General features: G+C 54.6%; 18 protein-coding genes. 7 read left to right on the plus strand and 11 right to left on the minus strand.

The window, feature by feature from the left end; translation table 11 throughout:
- The first annotated feature begins 4 nt into the window (after positions 1-4).
- From BFV63_RS00370 to BFV63_RS00385, 4 genes are all read left to right on the plus strand, one after another.
- Positions 5-1,255 (plus strand): HlyD family secretion protein, encoded by a 1,251-nt coding sequence (locus BFV63_RS00370; protein ID WP_023315115.1) that lies wholly within the window; start codon positions 5-7, stop codon positions 1,253-1,255.
- An 89-nt stretch (positions 1,256-1,344) separates the two neighbouring features.
- Complete coding sequence (locus tag BFV63_RS00375; RefSeq protein ID WP_022650121.1) at positions 1,345-2,124, plus strand: MBL fold metallo-hydrolase; 780 nt, start codon at positions 1,345-1,347, stop codon at positions 2,122-2,124.
- 25 nt (positions 2,125-2,149) lie between these two features.
- Entirely contained in the window at positions 2,150-3,136 is a 987-nt protein-coding gene (locus BFV63_RS00380) for a GlxA family transcriptional regulator (protein ID WP_022650122.1), read from the plus strand.
- A 123-nt stretch (positions 3,137-3,259) separates the two neighbouring features.
- Complete coding sequence (locus tag BFV63_RS00385; protein WP_023315117.1) at positions 3,260-3,589, plus strand: hypothetical protein; 330 nt, start codon at positions 3,260-3,262, stop codon at positions 3,587-3,589.
- Here BFV63_RS00385 and BFV63_RS00390 read toward each other — a convergent pair.
- From BFV63_RS00390 to BFV63_RS00410, 5 genes are all read right to left on the minus strand, one after another.
- Positions 3,567-4,370 carry a DUF4225 domain-containing protein gene (locus BFV63_RS00390; protein WP_048241587.1) on the minus strand — a complete coding sequence of 268 codons (804 nt, stop codon included), beginning with the start codon at positions 4,368-4,370 and terminating at the stop codon, positions 3,567-3,569. The genes BFV63_RS00385 and BFV63_RS00390 overlap by 23 nt on opposite strands.
- Positions 4,371-4,545: 175 nt before the next feature.
- The gene (locus tag BFV63_RS00395) at positions 4,546-5,634 is read right to left on the minus strand and encodes an AAA family ATPase (RefSeq protein ID WP_069597423.1); all 1,089 of its coding nucleotides are present in this window, start codon (positions 5,632-5,634) and stop codon (positions 4,546-4,548) included.
- Between the two features lie 146 nt (positions 5,635-5,780).
- Positions 5,781-6,740, minus strand: coding sequence for a YbgA family protein (locus BFV63_RS00400; RefSeq protein WP_048241585.1), 960 nt, complete (start codon positions 6,738-6,740; stop codon positions 5,781-5,783).
- A 102-nt stretch (positions 6,741-6,842) separates the two neighbouring features.
- Positions 6,843-7,253, minus strand: a complete 411-nt coding sequence (uraH, locus tag BFV63_RS00405) for a hydroxyisourate hydrolase (RefSeq protein WP_022650126.1) — start codon at positions 7,251-7,253, stop codon at positions 6,843-6,845.
- Between the two features lie 99 nt (positions 7,254-7,352).
- Entirely contained in the window at positions 7,353-8,078 is a 726-nt protein-coding gene (locus BFV63_RS00410) for a MerR family transcriptional regulator (protein WP_032608172.1), read from the minus strand.
- 117 nt (positions 8,079-8,195) lie between these two features.
- On the opposite strand from BFV63_RS00410, the gene BFV63_RS00415 reads away from it, so the two are divergent.
- On the plus strand, positions 8,196-8,720 hold the full coding sequence (locus BFV63_RS00415; protein WP_003860954.1) for a lipocalin family protein: 525 nt from the start codon (positions 8,196-8,198) through the stop codon (positions 8,718-8,720).
- 1 nt (position 8,721) lies between these two features.
- Here BFV63_RS00415 and BFV63_RS00420 read toward each other — a convergent pair whose 3' ends face one another.
- The 6 genes from BFV63_RS00420 to BFV63_RS00445 are packed head-to-tail and all read right to left on the minus strand — an operon-like array spanning position 8,722 to position 14,757.
- A complete protein-coding gene (locus BFV63_RS00420; protein ID WP_023315120.1) occupies positions 8,722-9,729 on the minus strand; it encodes a fimbrial protein in 1,008 nt (335 codons plus the stop codon).
- Positions 9,729-10,247: a fimbrial protein gene (locus tag BFV63_RS00425; RefSeq protein ID WP_022650129.1), complete on the minus strand. Its 519-nt coding sequence runs from the start codon at positions 10,245-10,247 to the stop codon at positions 9,729-9,731. Before BFV63_RS00425 ends, BFV63_RS00420 begins: the two co-directional genes overlap by 1 nt.
- Positions 10,238-12,763, minus strand: a complete 2,526-nt coding sequence (locus BFV63_RS00430) for a fimbria/pilus outer membrane usher protein (protein ID WP_057058944.1) — start codon at positions 12,761-12,763, stop codon at positions 10,238-10,240. Before BFV63_RS00430 ends, BFV63_RS00425 begins: the two co-directional genes overlap by 10 nt.
- A gap of 23 nt (positions 12,764-12,786) precedes the next feature.
- On the minus strand, positions 12,787-13,464 hold the full coding sequence (locus tag BFV63_RS00435) for a fimbrial biogenesis chaperone (protein ID WP_023323945.1): 678 nt from the start codon (positions 13,462-13,464) through the stop codon (positions 12,787-12,789).
- A gap of 53 nt (positions 13,465-13,517) precedes the next feature.
- On the minus strand, positions 13,518-14,102 hold the full coding sequence (locus BFV63_RS00440) for a fimbrial protein (protein WP_003860947.1): 585 nt from the start codon (positions 14,100-14,102) through the stop codon (positions 13,518-13,520).
- A gap of 52 nt (positions 14,103-14,154) precedes the next feature.
- Positions 14,155-14,757 carry a helix-turn-helix domain-containing protein gene (locus BFV63_RS00445; protein WP_022650132.1) on the minus strand — a complete coding sequence of 201 codons (603 nt, stop codon included), beginning with the start codon at positions 14,755-14,757 and terminating at the stop codon, positions 14,155-14,157.
- An 834-nt stretch (positions 14,758-15,591) separates the two neighbouring features.
- On the opposite strand from BFV63_RS00445, the gene BFV63_RS00450 reads away from it, so the two are divergent.
- Both BFV63_RS00450 and BFV63_RS00455 read left to right on the plus strand, forming a co-directional pair.
- Positions 15,592-16,380 carry a winged helix-turn-helix domain-containing protein gene (locus tag BFV63_RS00450; protein WP_022650133.1) on the plus strand — a complete coding sequence of 263 codons (789 nt, stop codon included), beginning with the start codon at positions 15,592-15,594 and terminating at the stop codon, positions 16,378-16,380.
- A gap of 1 nt (position 16,381) precedes the next feature.
- Complete coding sequence (locus BFV63_RS00455) at positions 16,382-16,861, plus strand: YqeJ family protein (protein WP_017693981.1); 480 nt, start codon at positions 16,382-16,384, stop codon at positions 16,859-16,861.
- Positions 16,862-17,167 lie beyond the last annotated feature (306 nt).

Genomic DNA, 17,167 nt, shown 5'->3' on the forward strand with positions numbered 1-17,167 from the left:
TATCGTGAAATTAAAAAACCGAAGCGGACAGCGGCGGGCGCTGATCCCGCATCACTTCTCAAAAAGCTATCACATCAACGCGCCACGGCTGAAAGCCGTGCTGACCTTGTTCATCGCCTTTTTTCTCTGCCTGCTGGTCTTTGCGATTGTCTTTAATTTTTCGGAAACCACGCTGGCACGCGGGGTGTTGATCCCGGCGCAGGGCGATGTGGAAGTCCGCGCCAGAGAGTCCGGTACCCTTGTCGATTTTGCCGTCCGGCCCGGTCAGTACGTGAAGGAAAACGATCCGCTGTTCACCGTGTCGCAGGACTATGGCGGCAAGCAGGGCTCGGTGGTGCAGTTTGACCGCCAGCAGATGGAAGCGGAGAAGAAGCGCAGCGAGCAGCGCATCCAGGCCATTGAGGACTCGATTGCGTCGTATCGCAAAAATCTGGCGCAGCAGCTGGCTCTCACCGACAAGCAGATCGCCGTTTCCCGCGATAAGGTGAAGAAGCTGCGCGCGCTGTTAAAAAACAGCACCGACACCTACGAGGCGTGGAAATCCGTCTCCGGGAAGGGCTATGTCTCCAGAGTGGATCTCGATAAAAGCCACAATGATGTGCTCAATGCGCAGCTCAACCTGACGCTGGAGGAGAGCACTATTCTTGAGCTTGAGGCACGCAAAACCAGCCTGACCGACAGCACCCAGTCGCAAATTGACTCTCTGAGCGAAGAGCAGCTGTATGTGAAAAACCGCATCAGCGAAATCGATCGCAACCTGTCCAGCCGGGGAAGTTCCACCATGGCGATGCTGGCCCCTGCCGATGGTTACGTGGTGGCGATTAACTTCCCGCCTGGCCGGGCCATTACGCAAAATAGCGAGGTGGTGGTGGTGATCCGTAAAAATACCGCGGCGACGATGGAGGGGTACCTGTATGTTCCGGCAACGGGGGTGGGGCGCGTGGCGAAAGGCGATAAGGTCAAGCTGCGCTTCGACTCCTGGCCCGTGGACAAATACGGTTCCGTGGAGGCGACGCTGTCCGATTTCTATGAGGTAAACATTGATGCCCATTCGGCGCTGATCCCGCTCCAGGAAGGGCAGAACTACTACCTGGCTAAAGTGCGCGTCCCCTCCTGGTTTACCGACCCGGACAAGAAAAAGCGCATGCTGATGGGCGGGATGACGGTGAACGCCGATATCGTTATCGATCGTAAGCCGCTTATCAATCTGCTGATTGCCCCGCTGGAAAGGGTGCGCAAGCGGTTTATCGATTGACCCGATTTCATCGATCATCGCCCTTTGGCCCACATTCTTAACGGCACCCTGGGGCTATTCTCCTTCTCATACCAACCGGAGGATAGCCCATGAACATTACGCAAATTCGCAATGCCACCCAACTGATCACTTACGCGGGAAAACGCTTTTTAATCGACCCAATGCTGGCGCCAAAAGGCACTTATCCGGGTTTTCCCGGCACGGCGCGGGCTGATATTCGCAACCCGATGGTCGAGCTTCCCGTTGACGTTCAAACGCTTCTGGATGCTGACGCGGTGATCGTCACCCATACCCATGCCGATCACTGGGATCAGTACGCCGTTGAGCTGATCGCCAAAGGCAAGCCGATCTACGTGCAAAATGATAGCGATGCCGCGCTGCTGCGCAGCCAGGGATTTACCAACCTGACGATCATGACCGGGGAAACAACATACGGCGATATCCGGATAGTGAAAACCCACGGCGGCCAGCACGGTACTGACCGCGCTTACGCCGTGCCGGAGCTGGCAGAGTTTCTGGGGGAAGCCTGCGGCGTGGTGTTCCGTCATCCCGATGAGAAGACGCTTTATATCGCAGGGGATACCATCTGGCGCGATGCGGTGGCGGCCGATCTGCAAAAGCACCAGCCGGATATCGTCGTGCTCAACGCCGGTTACGCTCATGTCATTGGGTTTGGGCCGATTATCATGGGGGAAGAAGATCTGCTTAACGTGCATTTCCTGCTGCCGCAGGCGAAAATCGTGGCGACCCATATGGAAGCTATCAACCACTGCCTGCTGACCCGCCGCGCGCTGCGCGAGTATGTTGACGCCAACGAGATAAGTGACGCGGTGAGCATTCCTCAGGACGGCGAAACCGTTATATTCTGAGTGTTAAAGGGGAAAGGAGAGACAGATGCCGCTTGTTAACGTTGCTATTGTCGCGGTGGACGGGTTTAGCCCGTTCCACTACTCCGTCCCCTGCATTCTGTTTGGCGATACGGTATCCGGGGAAAAGCGCTTTAACGTTACGATCTGCGCTGAAAAACCGGGATTCCTGACCTCGAAAGACGGTTTTGCCCTGCATGCGACGCAGGATTTTTCTGCAATCGCATCGGCTGAAATTGTGGTTGTACCCTACTGGCAGCACGTGCTGGAGCGCCCGCCTCAGACGCTGCTCGACAGCCTGGTTCAGGCCAGAGACAACGGGGCGGAAATTGTTGGGCTGTGTCTGGGATCGTTTGTACTGGGCTATGCGGGCATACTCAGCGGCAAACGGGCCGCCACCCACTGGGAGTTTGAACACCAGTTTCAGACGCTGTTTCCGGACGTTCGACTGGACATCAACGCGCTCTACGTGGACGACGGCAATGTGATCACCTCGGCAGGTACCGCCGCCGCGCTCGACTGCTGTTTGTATATCATCCGCCAGCGCTTTGGCAGCGTTGTCGCCAATCAGATTGCCCGCCGGATGATCGTCCCGCCGCACCGCGAGGGCGGGCAGGCGCAGTTTATTGCGCAACCTGTGCCGAAAGATACCCGCGACGGGCGGATTAACTGTCTCATTGACTACCTTCAGCAGCACATTTCCGAACCGCATAACCTGGATTCGCTGGCGGACGTGGTGTCGATGAGCCGACGCACGCTGACCCGCCATTTTATCAAGGCGACGGGCATGAGCGTTGCCGACTGGCTTACCGCCGAGCGCCTGCGGCGCAGCCAGATCCTGCTGGAGTCCGGCAGTCTGCCAATCGAAAGCGTCGCTGAGCAGGTGGGGTTTTTATCAGCGGTGACGTATCGGCAGCAGTTTAAGGCGCGCTTTGGTGTCAGTCCGGCGGAGTGGCGTAAGACGTTTCGCGTTAAGCCGTATGCAGCGAAAAATAATGCTGGCGCGATGGAATAAAAAGACGTGGGCGGCTTCTTTGCCTTTAAAGCTGGCGGCAATGGATATGCATCAGACGGGTTACAAGCACTTCTCTTCCGGTTAAGATAATCCACGTTACTTTCCAGAAGAAAAGGTAGTGGCATGAACAATATTGAAACGCAGTTACTTGAATCAGGTTTCACCGTAAAAGAATTAGCGTATCTGAACCGAAACATTAGCCGTTATGGTTCATCCCTGCTCGAGGTAGTGCTTGAGTTAGGTAAGCGATTTATCATGGTTCTGTGTATTACTGCGACTGTGGCCCTGATTTTCCTGGCGCTTCTTTTTTTCGCTGAACATTATAATATTGTTTCCGGTGGCATTTCTCTTTTCATCGTATTGATTATTGCCTGGTTTTTTCAACCCCCGATCATTACCTACAAAGCCTGGCGCTTCAGAAAGAAATACATTAGTTCTGTCCAGACGCATTAGAAATTAAATCAAACGAGACTTTTGCAGAGACACCCCAGCCGATAATTTTCATAGTGAGCGCTGCGCGATTCATTCCGTCGACTTTGCGGTAGAAATCCAGCGGGAGATAACGAAACAGACGCCATGATTCGGGTTTCCGGATGGCGCCAAATACCGTATAGACGCTTGCTGCCAGGCTTACGCTATTGAATACCCCAAGTGCTGATTCACGTTTAAATCCCATAAACTGAGCGATATCCATGACGCCATCTGCCAGCATACCTTCGGAGTTTGGTTGATGTTGAAGCGTTCTGTTAATTTCTTTTGAAATGGCATTTGCACCATCCATAACCAGAATCGCTCCTGCAAGCGCACCCACTGGATTCATTGTCATCATTGCACCAACACCTGCAACAATCTGTAACCCTGAAAGCACAACCTTAATCGATGAGATAACGTAACCGACGACTTTGTTATTTTCTTTAACCAGTTCAATCTGAGCAAAAAGCTGAGCTGTACGGGAGCGAAGCATTCTGCTTTGCTCAAGAAGACTTTCGTTCTCAGCCCGGATGTTTTTCAGGCATTCCATGCACTCCTCATCACTTCTGGCTGCCCGGGTAGCACTAAATTGTTGCATCACAAACTGCCGAATATCATCCATAAATTTAATCCGTGCGAGTCCGTCGCTGAGATGTTGCCCTCCGACAATATTCGCAGTATTGATGAGCTTGCGGGCTTCAAGATTTATCATTGTTTCAGCCCATGCGCGGGCGTTCTGACCAGGGAAAAGTACAATATCCATTTTAATTTTCTCATCTGATAACCAACGTTTACAGATTATCCTGACATCAGAAACTGGCAACAATAAATTGGATAATCTGTCGCGAGCGCAGAATTCGCCGAAGGTATATACCGACGGAAATCATCTTCGTCGTTGATGGCGACCTTGAAAGTGGTGACAGCATAAAAGAAGTGCATTACCCCAGCCGCTCCATCCGTGTCTCCCCCTCCGCCATCGACAGCTGATACAGCGAAAACGATCGGTGCTTCTCAATCAAATGCGCCAGCTCCGGCGAGTGGCTGGTGAGCCAGATCTGCGAATAGCGGCTGGCCTCGGCAATGAGGCTTGCCAGGGCGGGCAGCATCTGCGGATGCAGGCTGTTTTCCGGTTCGTTGAGGGCGATAAATGCGGGAGGGCGCGGGCTTAACAGCGCCACCGCCAGGCATAAAAAACGCAGCGTGCCGTCGGAGAACTCTGCCGGTTCCAGCGGTCTGCTCAGCCCCTCGCGCTGCATCATCATGCGGAAGCGCCCGCCGGTGTTGTCGCTGTAAAACACGCAGCCGGGGAAGGCCTGGTCGAGAATGCGCATCAGCAGCAGCTCGTCGCCAATTTCGACAATGGTCTGAAACGCGGCGGCCAGGTTCGCGCCGTCGCTGGCCAGCACCGGGGAGCGGAAACCCACCTGCGGCGCGCGGATCGCCGAGCCGGATGAAACGGAAAACTCATGATAAAAGCGCCAGTTACGCAGGGACTCACGCATCTGCGACACTTCGGGGTAGAGGTGCGGTTCACCGAGCTGACCGAACACTGACTCGTTCTCATACAGCGTACCGCTGTGGGTCACTTTTTCGTGATGTACGTTGTTCAGGAATACGGCCTGGTTCTTACGCTTCATCAGCTGTGACGACGGACGACGGTGCTGGCCGCTCAGCCAGATAGATTCCTCTTTGATCACCGGATCGAGCTGAAACTGTGAGGGGTAGGGCAGCTTTTCCACAAACCCGACCTGAAGCTCATATTCATAGGTTTCCGTTTCCACCGCCAGGTTCATGCGCCGCAGCTGGTCGCTGCGGGTTTTGCCCGCCCAGAACACTTTCAAAATGCCCCCCTCGTTTGCCAGCGTCTGGGAGAATTGCCCCTGCGCCGCGCTGTGCATCAGGTAAATCGCCTTATAAATATTGGATTTTCCGGTGCCGTTGGGGCCGAACACGATATTGAGCTGTTCCAGCTCAAGCGACATATCGCGAATTGAGCGATAGTTTTGAATATGCAGATTTTTGATCATCGGGTTACTCCGCTGTGCACGCTTAACCTGTACAGAATTACAGTATTTTACGCTGAGCGCAAAAAAAAGACGACAGTGAGGGTGTCGTCTAAACGGGGTACAGCTTTGGGCCTCTGTGGGTCAATGGGGCCTTCGCTTCTTTCTTATCAGGTAACGGCCAGACGCAGACCCAAATCATCAGGATAGGGATCAAAGTAGTTTTGCGTCATCAGATACCGGTCAGGGTATTCAGCCAGATAATGCTTAAGCAGCGTCAGCGGCGCGAGGATCGGCAGCAGTCCGTCCCGGTAATGCAGGATCACATCACGCAGTTCTCCGCGCTGGCGGCTGTTCAGCTGGTTACGGAAATAGCCCTGAATGTGCATCAGCACGTTAGTGTGATTCTTCCGCGAAGCGGGTTTTTTCAGGATGGTCATCAGTTTGTCGCGATAGGCCACGAAAAACGCGTCCAGATCGTCCCACTCGTGCAGTGATGCCACGAACGGGCCAATTTCACGGTAGCCTGCCTGATGGTGCGCCAGAAGCTGAAGCTTATAGCGGCTGTGAAAGTCCAGCAGAGCACGGCGCGTCAGGCCATTTTTACGCATTACGTTCAGTTCGTGGAGGGCAAAAACGCGCTCAACAAAGTTTTCCCGCAGTACCGGATCGTGCAGGCGACCGTCTTCTTCGACGGGCAGCCAGGGGAAAGTTTCAAGGAGGGAGGCGGTGAACAGCCCGACACCCTCCTTGCGGCCCCGGTTGCCGTTTTCGTCGTACAGCCGCACGCGCTCCATGCCGCAGCTGGGGGATTTTGCACAGACGATAAACCCCGACAGATCGCCGATTTTCGGCAGATAATCTGCCGTAAATGCAGCCATCTTCTGCGTGACGTCATCGTGGGGCGCTTTGCTGAACCGCATTTCTGTCTCGCCGCCGGTGGTCATCACCAGGCGCAGCGCCGGACGAGGCGTGGGCAGGCCGATAGCCATTTCAGGGCATACCGGGCGGAAAGCGACCCACTGCGCCAGCTCATCCATCACAAAGCCCATACGCTTATGCCCGCCGTCAAAGCGAACGGCGGAACCGGTCAAACATCCGCTAATACCCAGCACAGGTTTTGTTGTCATGGTGTGCACCTCCCGATCTCATATCTAAAAGTTACACAACAATGCTAGTTTGTCCAAGTATTGGCGGGATTATTTTTTAATCGTCTTTAAAATCAAGAGCAATCAGCTGCCCTTGTAGGTTGAGTAACCGTACTGGCTGAGCAGAAGCGGGATGTGCAGTTTTTCATTGGTGCGGGTGACGGTGAACAGCACCGGCACTTCCGGGAAGAAGGAGTCCAGCTTTTTGCCGTGGAAGTAATCGGCGGTTTTGAAGGTCACTTTATACACGCCAGGTGCCATATCCTGATCCTGCGGATAAAGCGATTTAATGCGCCCGTCGTGGTCGGTTTTACCGCTGGCAATCGGGGTCCACTTGTCCTGCTCCTGCTTCTCCAGCGTAACGGTCACATCCGCTGGCGGCATACCGGTTTGCTGGTCCAGAACGTGGACGCTCAGGGTGCCTGCCGGGGCGCTGAATGCGGCAGGCGCGAAAGCCATGGCAGCCAGCATCATCAGAGGGAGTGTCTTTTTCATCGTGTTTTCCTGTTGAGTTGTCGGTGACAGGAAAACGTTAGCACTCGCTGCGCGAAAAAATATTCAACTTTTCGTGAAGATTGCCACAGCAGAAAATAATCAGAGGATAATTACCTCAAGGGAAACCTGCTGCTGCCACTGCGCAACCTGCTTTTTCCGCGCGGCGGTGAGTTTGCCGCTGGTGACCAGCAGCCATTTGCGATCCGGGAAAATTTCCGGGGCCAGCGCGGCAGGGGGAACCGGCAGGATGTCGATGCGGTGGCCCTGGCCGGTGCGCGTCAGGGCTTCAAGCCAGATCTCACACGGGTCGTTGAGGTACCAGCCGCTGATGAGGATGTTATCGCCCGGCGCTTTTTTATCGCCCTCAAGGCAAAACGAGGTATAGGCGATGAGGATGCCGTCGAGGATCTCACGCAGCGTCATGGCGGCGGCGACGTTGGCCGATATCTGGCTGCGCAACGGACGCAGCACGTTAGTGACCAGCTCTGGCCTTGGGTATTCGCGTCCGGCGTCGTAAATCATCTGACGCAGGGATTCAATTTTCCCCTCCTGCAACTTTTGCATCATGGCCTGTTGCAGGGTTTGCCAGTTATTGGCGCGGCGCGGCGCAGGGCGTTCCAGCAGTGATTTAACCTGACCGATGGGTACGCCTTTTTTTACCCAGTCGAGGATTTTCAGCGCCTGCTGAACGTCCTCATCGCTGTACAGGCGGTGACCGCCGTCCGTACGCTCGGGTTTGAGCAAGCCATAGCGTCGCTGCCACGCCCGCAGCGTGGTGGCGGTGATGCCGCTGAGTCTGGCGAATTCGCCGATGGAGTAAGCCATGTCTGCATCCGAAGAGAAGGAGTTGTCTCAATATACTACGAATATTCTCCGACGGGATGAAGCGCCGCACGGGTGCGCTACACTTAACGTCCAACCGCGTAAATGAAAGGAGTTCTCATGAGGCTATGGCCTGTAGTTACCGGTGTCGCCATTGCGCTGACTCTGGTTGCCTGTAAATCTCCCACGCCGCCGAAAGGCGTGCAGCCCATTACCGGCTTTGATGCCAGCCGCTATCTCGGCAAATGGTATGAAGTCGCCCGACTGGAAAACCGCTTTGAGCGCGGTCTGGAACAGGTCACCGCGACGTACGGCAAGCGCAGCGATGGCGGTATCAGCGTACTGAACCGCGGCTATGATCCGGTGAAGAACAAATGGAATGAGAGCGAAGGAAAGGCGTACTTTACCGGCGAACCGACTACGGCTGCGCTGAAGGTATCGTTCTTCGGCCCGTTCTACGGCGGCTATAACGTGATCAAGCTGGACGATAAGTACCAGTACGCGCTGGTCAGCGGCCCGAACCGTGACTACCTGTGGATTTTATCGCGCACCCCGACCATTCCGGATGCGGTAAAACAGGACTACCTGAACACCGCACGCGGTCTGGGCTTCCGGGTCGATCAGCTGGTGTGGGTGAAGCACTAACCTACTGATACGAAAAGGTGATGCTTGCCAGGGCATTGGCCGAGCCGGGGACCAGGTCTCCGGTTCGGATGTACTGCGCCTGGAACGGCAGGGATAGCGTTTGTGCTGCGCTGGTGGTCTGGATGAAAAACTGTCCCGTCGTGCCTGCGGCCGAGCTGTCTGGCCCCATCATCAGCGGCCCGGTACCGTTATAGAAAAACTGTACGCCAATGCCGGAGGCCGTGGAGTCCCCGGTCAGCGTCACGACCGACGAGGTATTTGACGGTGTGGTCTGATCGGTCATCACTGCGTTAACCGCCACGTTCTCATCGCAGGTCAGGCTGACGTTAAACTCCCCCGACGGCGAGGTGCTGCCTACGCTGGGCAGCGTGTGAACATCAATGGTGCCCAGGTCGACGTTGGCGCTTTTTGTGCCTACCGTGCAGCCGCTTGCCGTCACCGTGATGGTGGTGGGGTTGATGATCACCTGCGCGGTTTTCACTTCGTTGTTATAGGCCGTCAGGATCGCCGCGTTAATGGTCGGGGTCTGGTATACGCCGGATTTCAGCGGAACGCCGGTCTTGATAAACGTCACTTTTGCTGACCAGCCCAGTGCGGTGGCGTAACCGTTAGTCCCATCGGCCGGATAGCTCTGCGTAATGCCCGTCTGCATCGGCACATAGGTGGTGCCGTTATAATCTTTGAGCCCAAGAATGAAGCCGATGCCGGGCACGCCCGTTTCAAATACCATGTAATTTGCGCCATCAAGAATAACCGTGATGCCGGTGGCGGTTATACTGCTGCTCGGCTCCAGCGTCCCTTTGGAGCAGGTAAATACCAGGCCGCACCAGAACACTTCCGAGACGCTCGCAGAGGCGCTCCATTCAGAGCCGATCGTCTTTCCAGGCACGATGGAGTCTGCCGGGCCGGACCACGACATGGGCGTTGGCGAAAGGGTGATATCCGATGTCCAGGAGAGGGCAAGCGCCTGAGAGGACATGAAAAACAGGGCTAAAAACAGTAAACGCATTATTGATACTCCGTCGTCCAGGTCGCCACTGCCGAAACGTCTCCGGCATTGACCGGCGCACCCGTGGCGGCCAGTCGCGCATAGAAGGTCATTTTTACGCTGTCATCCCCCGCCGCGCCGTAAGCAGCGGTTTGGGTGTCCAGCGGGATAAGTACGCTGTCTTTATCCAGTATCTGCACTGCCACGCCGGTCGCGCCGCCGTCAGCGACTTTCAGAAGCTGCGGGTTTTCGTCATCCGGCGTACCGCTGAAGCGGATTTTCACGCCAGCAAAGGTGGGGCCGCACGCTTCAAGGGTGAGCGTGAAGGGCGTTTTGATATTGCTGACTGCCCCCGCCTCGCTAAATTGCTTCACGCCGAGGGTGCCCAGCGGCACGTTTTGCTCCTTCGAATCTTCCGAGACAATGCAGGTATTGCCGATCACGTTGCCGGTCACGGAAACCAGCACGTCATAGCCGCGCGCGGGGACGGTGATGACCATCAGCAGGATCAGGGGGAGGAAACGGACGGTTACTGACATATGGCCTCCTGGGAATAAAGCCCGGTGCGGGCGTGATAATTCTGCGGGTTCAACGCATAGCGGATCGTGCAGCGCTGGGCGCTGTCGCGTCCCCATACGGCATGCAAGGTTCCCTGCGCTGACAGGCCGGTCAGATACACGCTGCCGCCGTCGCCGACGATACCGCTGGCTTTGTCATCCTCTGACGAGACCAGCGTGCCGAAGGGGAGCACGTCTTTAGCGTGACGTACGATAAACATCGCTTTTGCTCCCTGACGCGTGGTGAGGGTGGCGCGAACCAGTGCCCCGTCGGTGGGGATTTTATTGGCGATGGCGTTCTCAAGTTCCACGTCATTGCCCACGGTGGTGACATCCAGCGCAACCTGATTAACGCGATACGGCGTGGCGTACGGGATCACCGCATAGCCCCGGCTGTCGGTTTTGATGCCCTTGTGGTTGAGCACGGCGACATGGCTGGCGCCCGGGGCTTTCACCAGAATATTGGTGTTCCCGAGCGGCTGGCTCAGCGTCAGACCATCCTCATGCAGCACCGCTCCGCCGCTCATCCCGTAGCTGAGGTTGCGGGAGTCACCGGCGTAGCTGTAGCCCAGGTTATAGTCTCCCCACGCGCCCTCGTATTGCAGCGCGGCATCGCCGCCGTAGTGCTGCTGCGCGCTGTAGCGCTGGTTGACGCTATAGAAAAGATTCTCCTGCCCCGGCAGATAACCACTGACACCGGTACTGGCGGTGGTGCCAGCGGGATCCGCATGGGTAGCGGTAAAACGGAGACGGGTCGACAGCGCCGGATTACCCAGCGGCACCGACAGGGACAACGCGAGGATATTGTCTTTCTTGTTGTCGTACAGGCCAGAGCTACGCTGGGCGCTGATGCCAAGCGACAGGTTACGAAACGTCGCGTTCCACGCGAACTGCAAACTTTGCGTGGTTTTTGACGTATTCCAGTAGGTTTGTTGATCCCAGGACAGCGACAGCGCGCCGTATTCGCCCATCAGCTGCGACAACAGCAGCTGATTTTTTGCCTTACGCGACATATGCAGGTTGTAAACCGTGTCGTAGTGAGTGGTGACGGTGCCATCGTCTTCCACGGTCTGTTCTGGCGCTCCGCCCGCCATGCCTTTGTAAGTGGTATCGCTGAGAGTATAAAACCCTGCCGTTGAGTAACGCAGCGAGAAGAAATTGACTCGCGTACCGATATCGTTCAGCAGCTTGCTGTACCGCAGGCGCACCGAATCACCGGTGTAGTGCTGGTTATCAGCCAGCTGGCTGCGGGCATGGGTGAGGTCGAGAGAGTAGGCGCCAAAGCGGCCGAGATTCTGCCCGATCCCGAAGGCCAGGCCGGTGTAGCGATCGGAAAACTGCGCCCCGCCATAAAACGTGAGGCCGTATCGCCAGCCCAGGAACAGCTCGCCCTGCGCGAAGGAGGGCGAGATCTGATTGCCCGCAGGGCGGTATTTCCCCGCCCCCAGAGCATATTTGACCTGACCGTTACGCACCAGATTCGGCACGCTGGCAAAGGGCAGGGTGTATTGCGTCTGGCTACCGTCGCTCTCCTGAATGGTGACCGCGAGATCGCCGCCGGAAGAGGTCGGATAGAGATCTTTCAGCACAAACGCCCCCGGCGGAACGGAGGTTTGATAGATGACGTTACCGTTCTGGCGAACCGTCACCGTGGCATTGCTGCGCGCGATGCCGCGCACTTCAGGCGCGTAACCGCTCAGGCTGGCGGGCAACATATTGTCATCGGTCTTCAGGGCAATCCCACGCAGGCCAACGGCGTCAAACACCTGCGAGGAGGTGAACGTTTCACCGGCATAAACCTGGGCACGCAGGGCGCGGATATCCCGCTGTAGCCAGGTCTGGACGTGGGTGAGCTCGTTACTCTCTTTGGTCCACGTGGTGAAATCACGCAGCCGCCATGCGCCCAGGTTGGCGCCGCTGTTCAGGCTCACAAACAGCTGTTGTTCCCGCGTGCGCGTCTCGCCCCGGTAGTCATTATTCGCGCCATTGACCACATAGTTCAGCCACGCGGCAGGGATGCCGGACTCCCAGCTCTCCGGGCTGACGTATCCGCGCGGCAGAGCGCGCATCGCGCTTTGCGGTACGGTGAAGTTGAGGGTAAGCGTCCTCTGGTCAAAATCAAACCGGGTATCGGCGAATGACTGGGTTAAAAAAATGCAGCGCTGCGCAGGCGGCAGCTCACCCCCTTTAGCCTGACGGCTGTCGATGCCAAGTGCGGCGAATTGTGCAGGCGTAAGGCACGGCAGGGCTTCACCGGCGGTGCTTTCAGCGACGCGAAACGTGACGTTACCTGTGAACGCGAACTGGGTGTTGATATACACGTTAAGATTGTACTCGCCCGGCGGCAACGCGCTCCCGGCGTTGACCCAGGCGAGATCGGCGCTGTTGGCGCGCTCGCCGTTGAGAAACGCAGGATTAAATTGCAGCTCGCTTTCGGCAGCCACGGCTTGCCGAATCACCAGGGCGATCGCCGTGGCGCACAGGATTTTAATTTTCATGTGGTCACGCCTTACTGTTTTTATTATTGGGACAATGACGTGCGGGTGACGGGCGTCCAGGCCCCATAATCGTTAATCGTCTGGTAGCTCATGCTGCTCGCATGGCTGAAGGTGTCTGCCAGCGTCACGCTGGCTTTCGGCGGTACCATGACGGGCGATACCGGCCTGCCATCAATTTTCACGTTAATGGTGGTGAGGTAATACGGCGTTGGGTTGGTCAGCGTGACCTTGCCCGCGCGGTAGGCGCCGGCAAGGTTTTTCCATGCCTCCCCTGCACCTTCCCTGAGCCGCTCCGGGCGATAAAAGACCTTGATGCGGTTGGCAGAGGCGAATTGCAGCGAATTGCCGGAACCGTTTTTAACCTGCTGTGGGATAGCTTTGACCGTCATCCAGTACAGCGTCTCGCGATCGGCTGGCAGGGCGTCACCGCTGAACATGATTTTCACCGCGCTTTCGCTGGCGGGCTTCATGACGTACAGCGGCGGCGTGATGACGAAGTCGTTGGTACGGCTCCCTTTCTCGTCTTCCATCCATGACTGGATCAGGAACGTGGCATCAGGGTGGGTATTTCTTACCTGCATCATCGTCTGCGTAGCCGCGCCTGCGTAGACCAGCCGCGTTGCGCCTAACCCCACGCCGCCTGCATACACGGCGGATGAACATAACGTGCCAGCCAGACAAATCCATGTGTTTACGCGCATTGTGCGTCTCCTGAAAGCTGAGTCAGACCCGGCCAGCAGACCGGGCCTGAAGATTACGAATAGGTCACGGTGTAGGTGGCGACCGCGCTGGCATCACCCGCCGTGGCGTTGCCCAGTGGGGAGTAATATTTCGCGCTGAAGTTCAGGGTGTTCGCCCCCGCACGCAGGGGGATCGCTGCTGCCGGCTCACCCAGCCTGACGACGTTGCCCTGTTCGTCATAAAGACGGATAGCGACATGCTGCGCCGAGCCCGCGCCGCCGTTTACTCCCGCGGCCAGGCTATTCACATCGGTACTGTCCGGCGTACCGGTGAAGGTGATAGCCACGGTCGTTGCGGCGATGGGGTTATTTTCCGTGGACGCGGAGGTATCGGCGATTTCGCAATCCTCCAGGGTGATGGAGAAGGCTTTTGCGGTACTGGCTTCACTGCCTGCGGCAGCCAGCGTGGCGGTACGCACTTCCCCCATGTCGACGTCGATATTGGCGCTACCGGCGCTGATGGCACAGGCGGAGGTCACCACTTTACCGCTGAAGTTAACCGTGCCGCCGCTGGTGGCGGCGGCCAGTGCTGAGCCCGCTGGCAGCAGGGCGGCAATGCTTAATGCCAGCAGAGAATGGCAAGTAAGGCGTGCTTTCATTTCATAGTTCCTTGGTTTTTTTATTACGAGATTTGCTCTGAAAGCGGCAGGTCTAACTGGTTAAAAAGACCAGCAAATCTGTCTTATTCCTGAGCCCGAGTTTCCTTATCGCTGAGCTTTTTAAGGCGCTCACGCGGCGATAAGAAAGTTTCTCCAGTTCTGCGATGTAACGTATATCCAGTCCGTTCCTGAGTTCCTTTAATACTCTCCTTTCTCCAGGCGTCAGCGATAACGCCGCTGGCTGCTTTTGGGGCCGATAATGGCTATCGACCATTTTTGCTAGCTTTATCCGCCACTGATAAACCGTGTTCTGTAGCGAGATATAGGCATCAATATCTTCCCGGACCCATAACAGGGAATGGGCAGAGGTTGAGTACAGGCAGATCATCACTTCAGGGTGCGTGGCTTTGATTTTTTTTAAATATTTCAGTGAGTCATACCCTGTATGGTATTTCTCTGCGCCGGATATAAATAAGATATCGACACGAATCGACGACAGCGCCTTATCCAGTTCCTGATAACCTCCTTCGATGATAATGATGTGAAGGTCGTCGCGGATGCTGCTTAATAATGTTTTAATGCCGTTTCTTGCATAATGATCGCCGCCCATCAGTGCAACAGTTATATGCTGTGTTATTTGGCTATTGTTCGTCATGTTAATCCTCGATTTATAATAGTAATCAGGCGAATTATTTATAAGGTTATCGCCAGTATTCTCGAAGCAATGACGTATTGCATAGTGTAGGCCTACTATACGTCGGCCAATAAAGAGGTAATCTGAATTAATCTAAAATTGTATTAATTACTAAGATCGAGACCGGTTACGACGCTTCCCTCTGATTGGTCTTATTCCGCTTCGCTTTCTGTAAATTATGATAGCTTCTATTTTTAATGAAAATTTAGCTTTGATAAATGTTTTGTAAGGAGTTTGTCGTCTGGTGTCAGTGCGGGTGTGAAGTTGCTGACGGGGAATAACAATTTACGAATGTTATCATCGATAAAAACTGATAGAAAGGTGGCTGAAAAGCATACAAAAACCATATAAGTTATTGATATTGTTCTGGTTGAGAAAAGTTAAGGCTTAAGGGTGCTGAATATTTCAGACACGCATGTCCGTGGCGTACAATGTTTTTTTATGTAGGTATTTGTCAATGTCAAGAGGCGAGGAGTGCGCCAAAAGGTGAGGCTCTGATAAATGAGATGCTGCCGGTAGTGAGATACTTCTGTGGAGCGGAAATTCACTTCACAAAACATCATAATGAGGATGATCGCGGATGAAGTGGCTCTGCAAGCCGCATTCTACAAGGGTTGAGTTCTTATGCAGGTTCAGTGAAGCTTAAGGGATGAAATATAAATTAAGATTTTTCGCCAATGGCGAAGATATACAGCATGCCGTTAATCAGTCACATTAATCCCGACGTGAATGTCATCCCATACATGCGGTGACCCAGGTTCAACATCTGTTAACCGGAGAATTCATACTGCCCCTATGCATAAGCATTACATTATAAATAATATCGTCGAATTTCATCCTGCGGCCAGCACGTTACGTGATATCAACAATCCTGACCGTGTGGTTGTGTTAAATTCGCCAGCAGGCCGATGCCTGTTGTTATTAATCGACAGAGCGGGGTCGATTGTCACTCAGCAAGAGTTCCTTGATATTGTCTGGCAAAGCCGCGGCATGCTTGTCTCCTCCAATACCTATTACCAGAACATCTCCATCCTGCGCAAAGGGCTCAAAAAGATTGGTTTTGAAACTGACCCTATCGTTACCATTCCGCGGATTGGGTTGACGCTGGCAAGCGACACGCAAATAACCGTCAGAGAGTCTTCACCTGTCGCGCCTCAACCCGCAGAGGAACAATGTGTGGAGGCGCCAGCGATCGAGGAGGTTTCTGCATCCTCCGCGCCAGCAACGCCCGTTGCCAGGAAGCCCACGCGCTGGCTGGCTGTTGTCATGGGGCTATTGATCGTCCTGGCCGGGGCAGGCGTGACGGGATATATGAACGCCACAGAAAACCGTTTTGTTGAGGATTACCGTTTTGCGGCATCCGTCGGAGCCTGTCGCGTTTATCTTGCGAACGACATTCAGACTCACGCTGAACGCGCTTCCGCGCTGACCTATGTGGAACAATTCAAGGCTGAATGCGCGCAATATCCCTGGGTTTACATCAGCTGGTACGCTCTGCTTCCTCGTGCGTCGGTTATTCGCTGCGACCGGCCAATGAAAGAACCGAACCGCTGTATATCTGATTATTTCCTGAAGGATAGCTAGCATGACTCGTTTTCGGCAGATGCTGTATATCATCGTGACGGGCCTCGTCACCGCAGGCGTGCTGACGGGCTATTACCTGTGGCACCGAACTTACGTTCAGCCTTTTTCATGCCAGGCTAATCTGGTCCAGCACCATCCGGATGAGACGCTGACGGTCTGGCTGAATTACACCTTCGACGGGAAATTCGGCACCCTGAGCATGAATGGCCGGGCAAAGAGCGATCCGGGTAAAACCATCGACAGGAAAATTTCCTTTCGGGTGGAGAGGCAAGATCATCTCTATTTGCTGACGTCAGAAAAAAATATGACGTTCCCGGACGATAATGTTGACGACAGCTGGCTGGAAAAATATGAACCGCAATTTTTTGTCTATCCGGGCAAGAGTATTTATATGCGGATCAATGAACAACATAATGGTAACTATATCTTTACCTTAGGAACATTACCGACATATGTGTGTCGTGGTTCAAAAAAAGAATGATATAAACGAGAAAAACATTATATTTTCCTCCCTTCTCATTTATGCTTGATTTAAAATATCAGGATTATCTTAGAAATATAAAGTGCGACAGATCATGTTGCGATAATGTAATTAATTTTAAATTTGGCAAGTAAATGAAAAGTGTATTTGACTCCTCCGATGGGGGGAAATCAGTACCGGAAAAGTGTCTGCATATTGGGTTGATATTATGGCCCCGTTATTCACTCCTGGCCGTCTCCGGATTGCTGGAGGCGCTGCGTTATGCAGCGAAAGCTCAGGATAAATTAGCATTTAAAATCAGCCTGA

Origin of the sequence: Enterobacter hormaechei subsp. xiangfangensis (assembly GCF_001729785.1) — a bacterium.
GTDB lineage: Bacteria > Pseudomonadota > Gammaproteobacteria > Enterobacterales > Enterobacteriaceae > Enterobacter > Enterobacter hormaechei_C.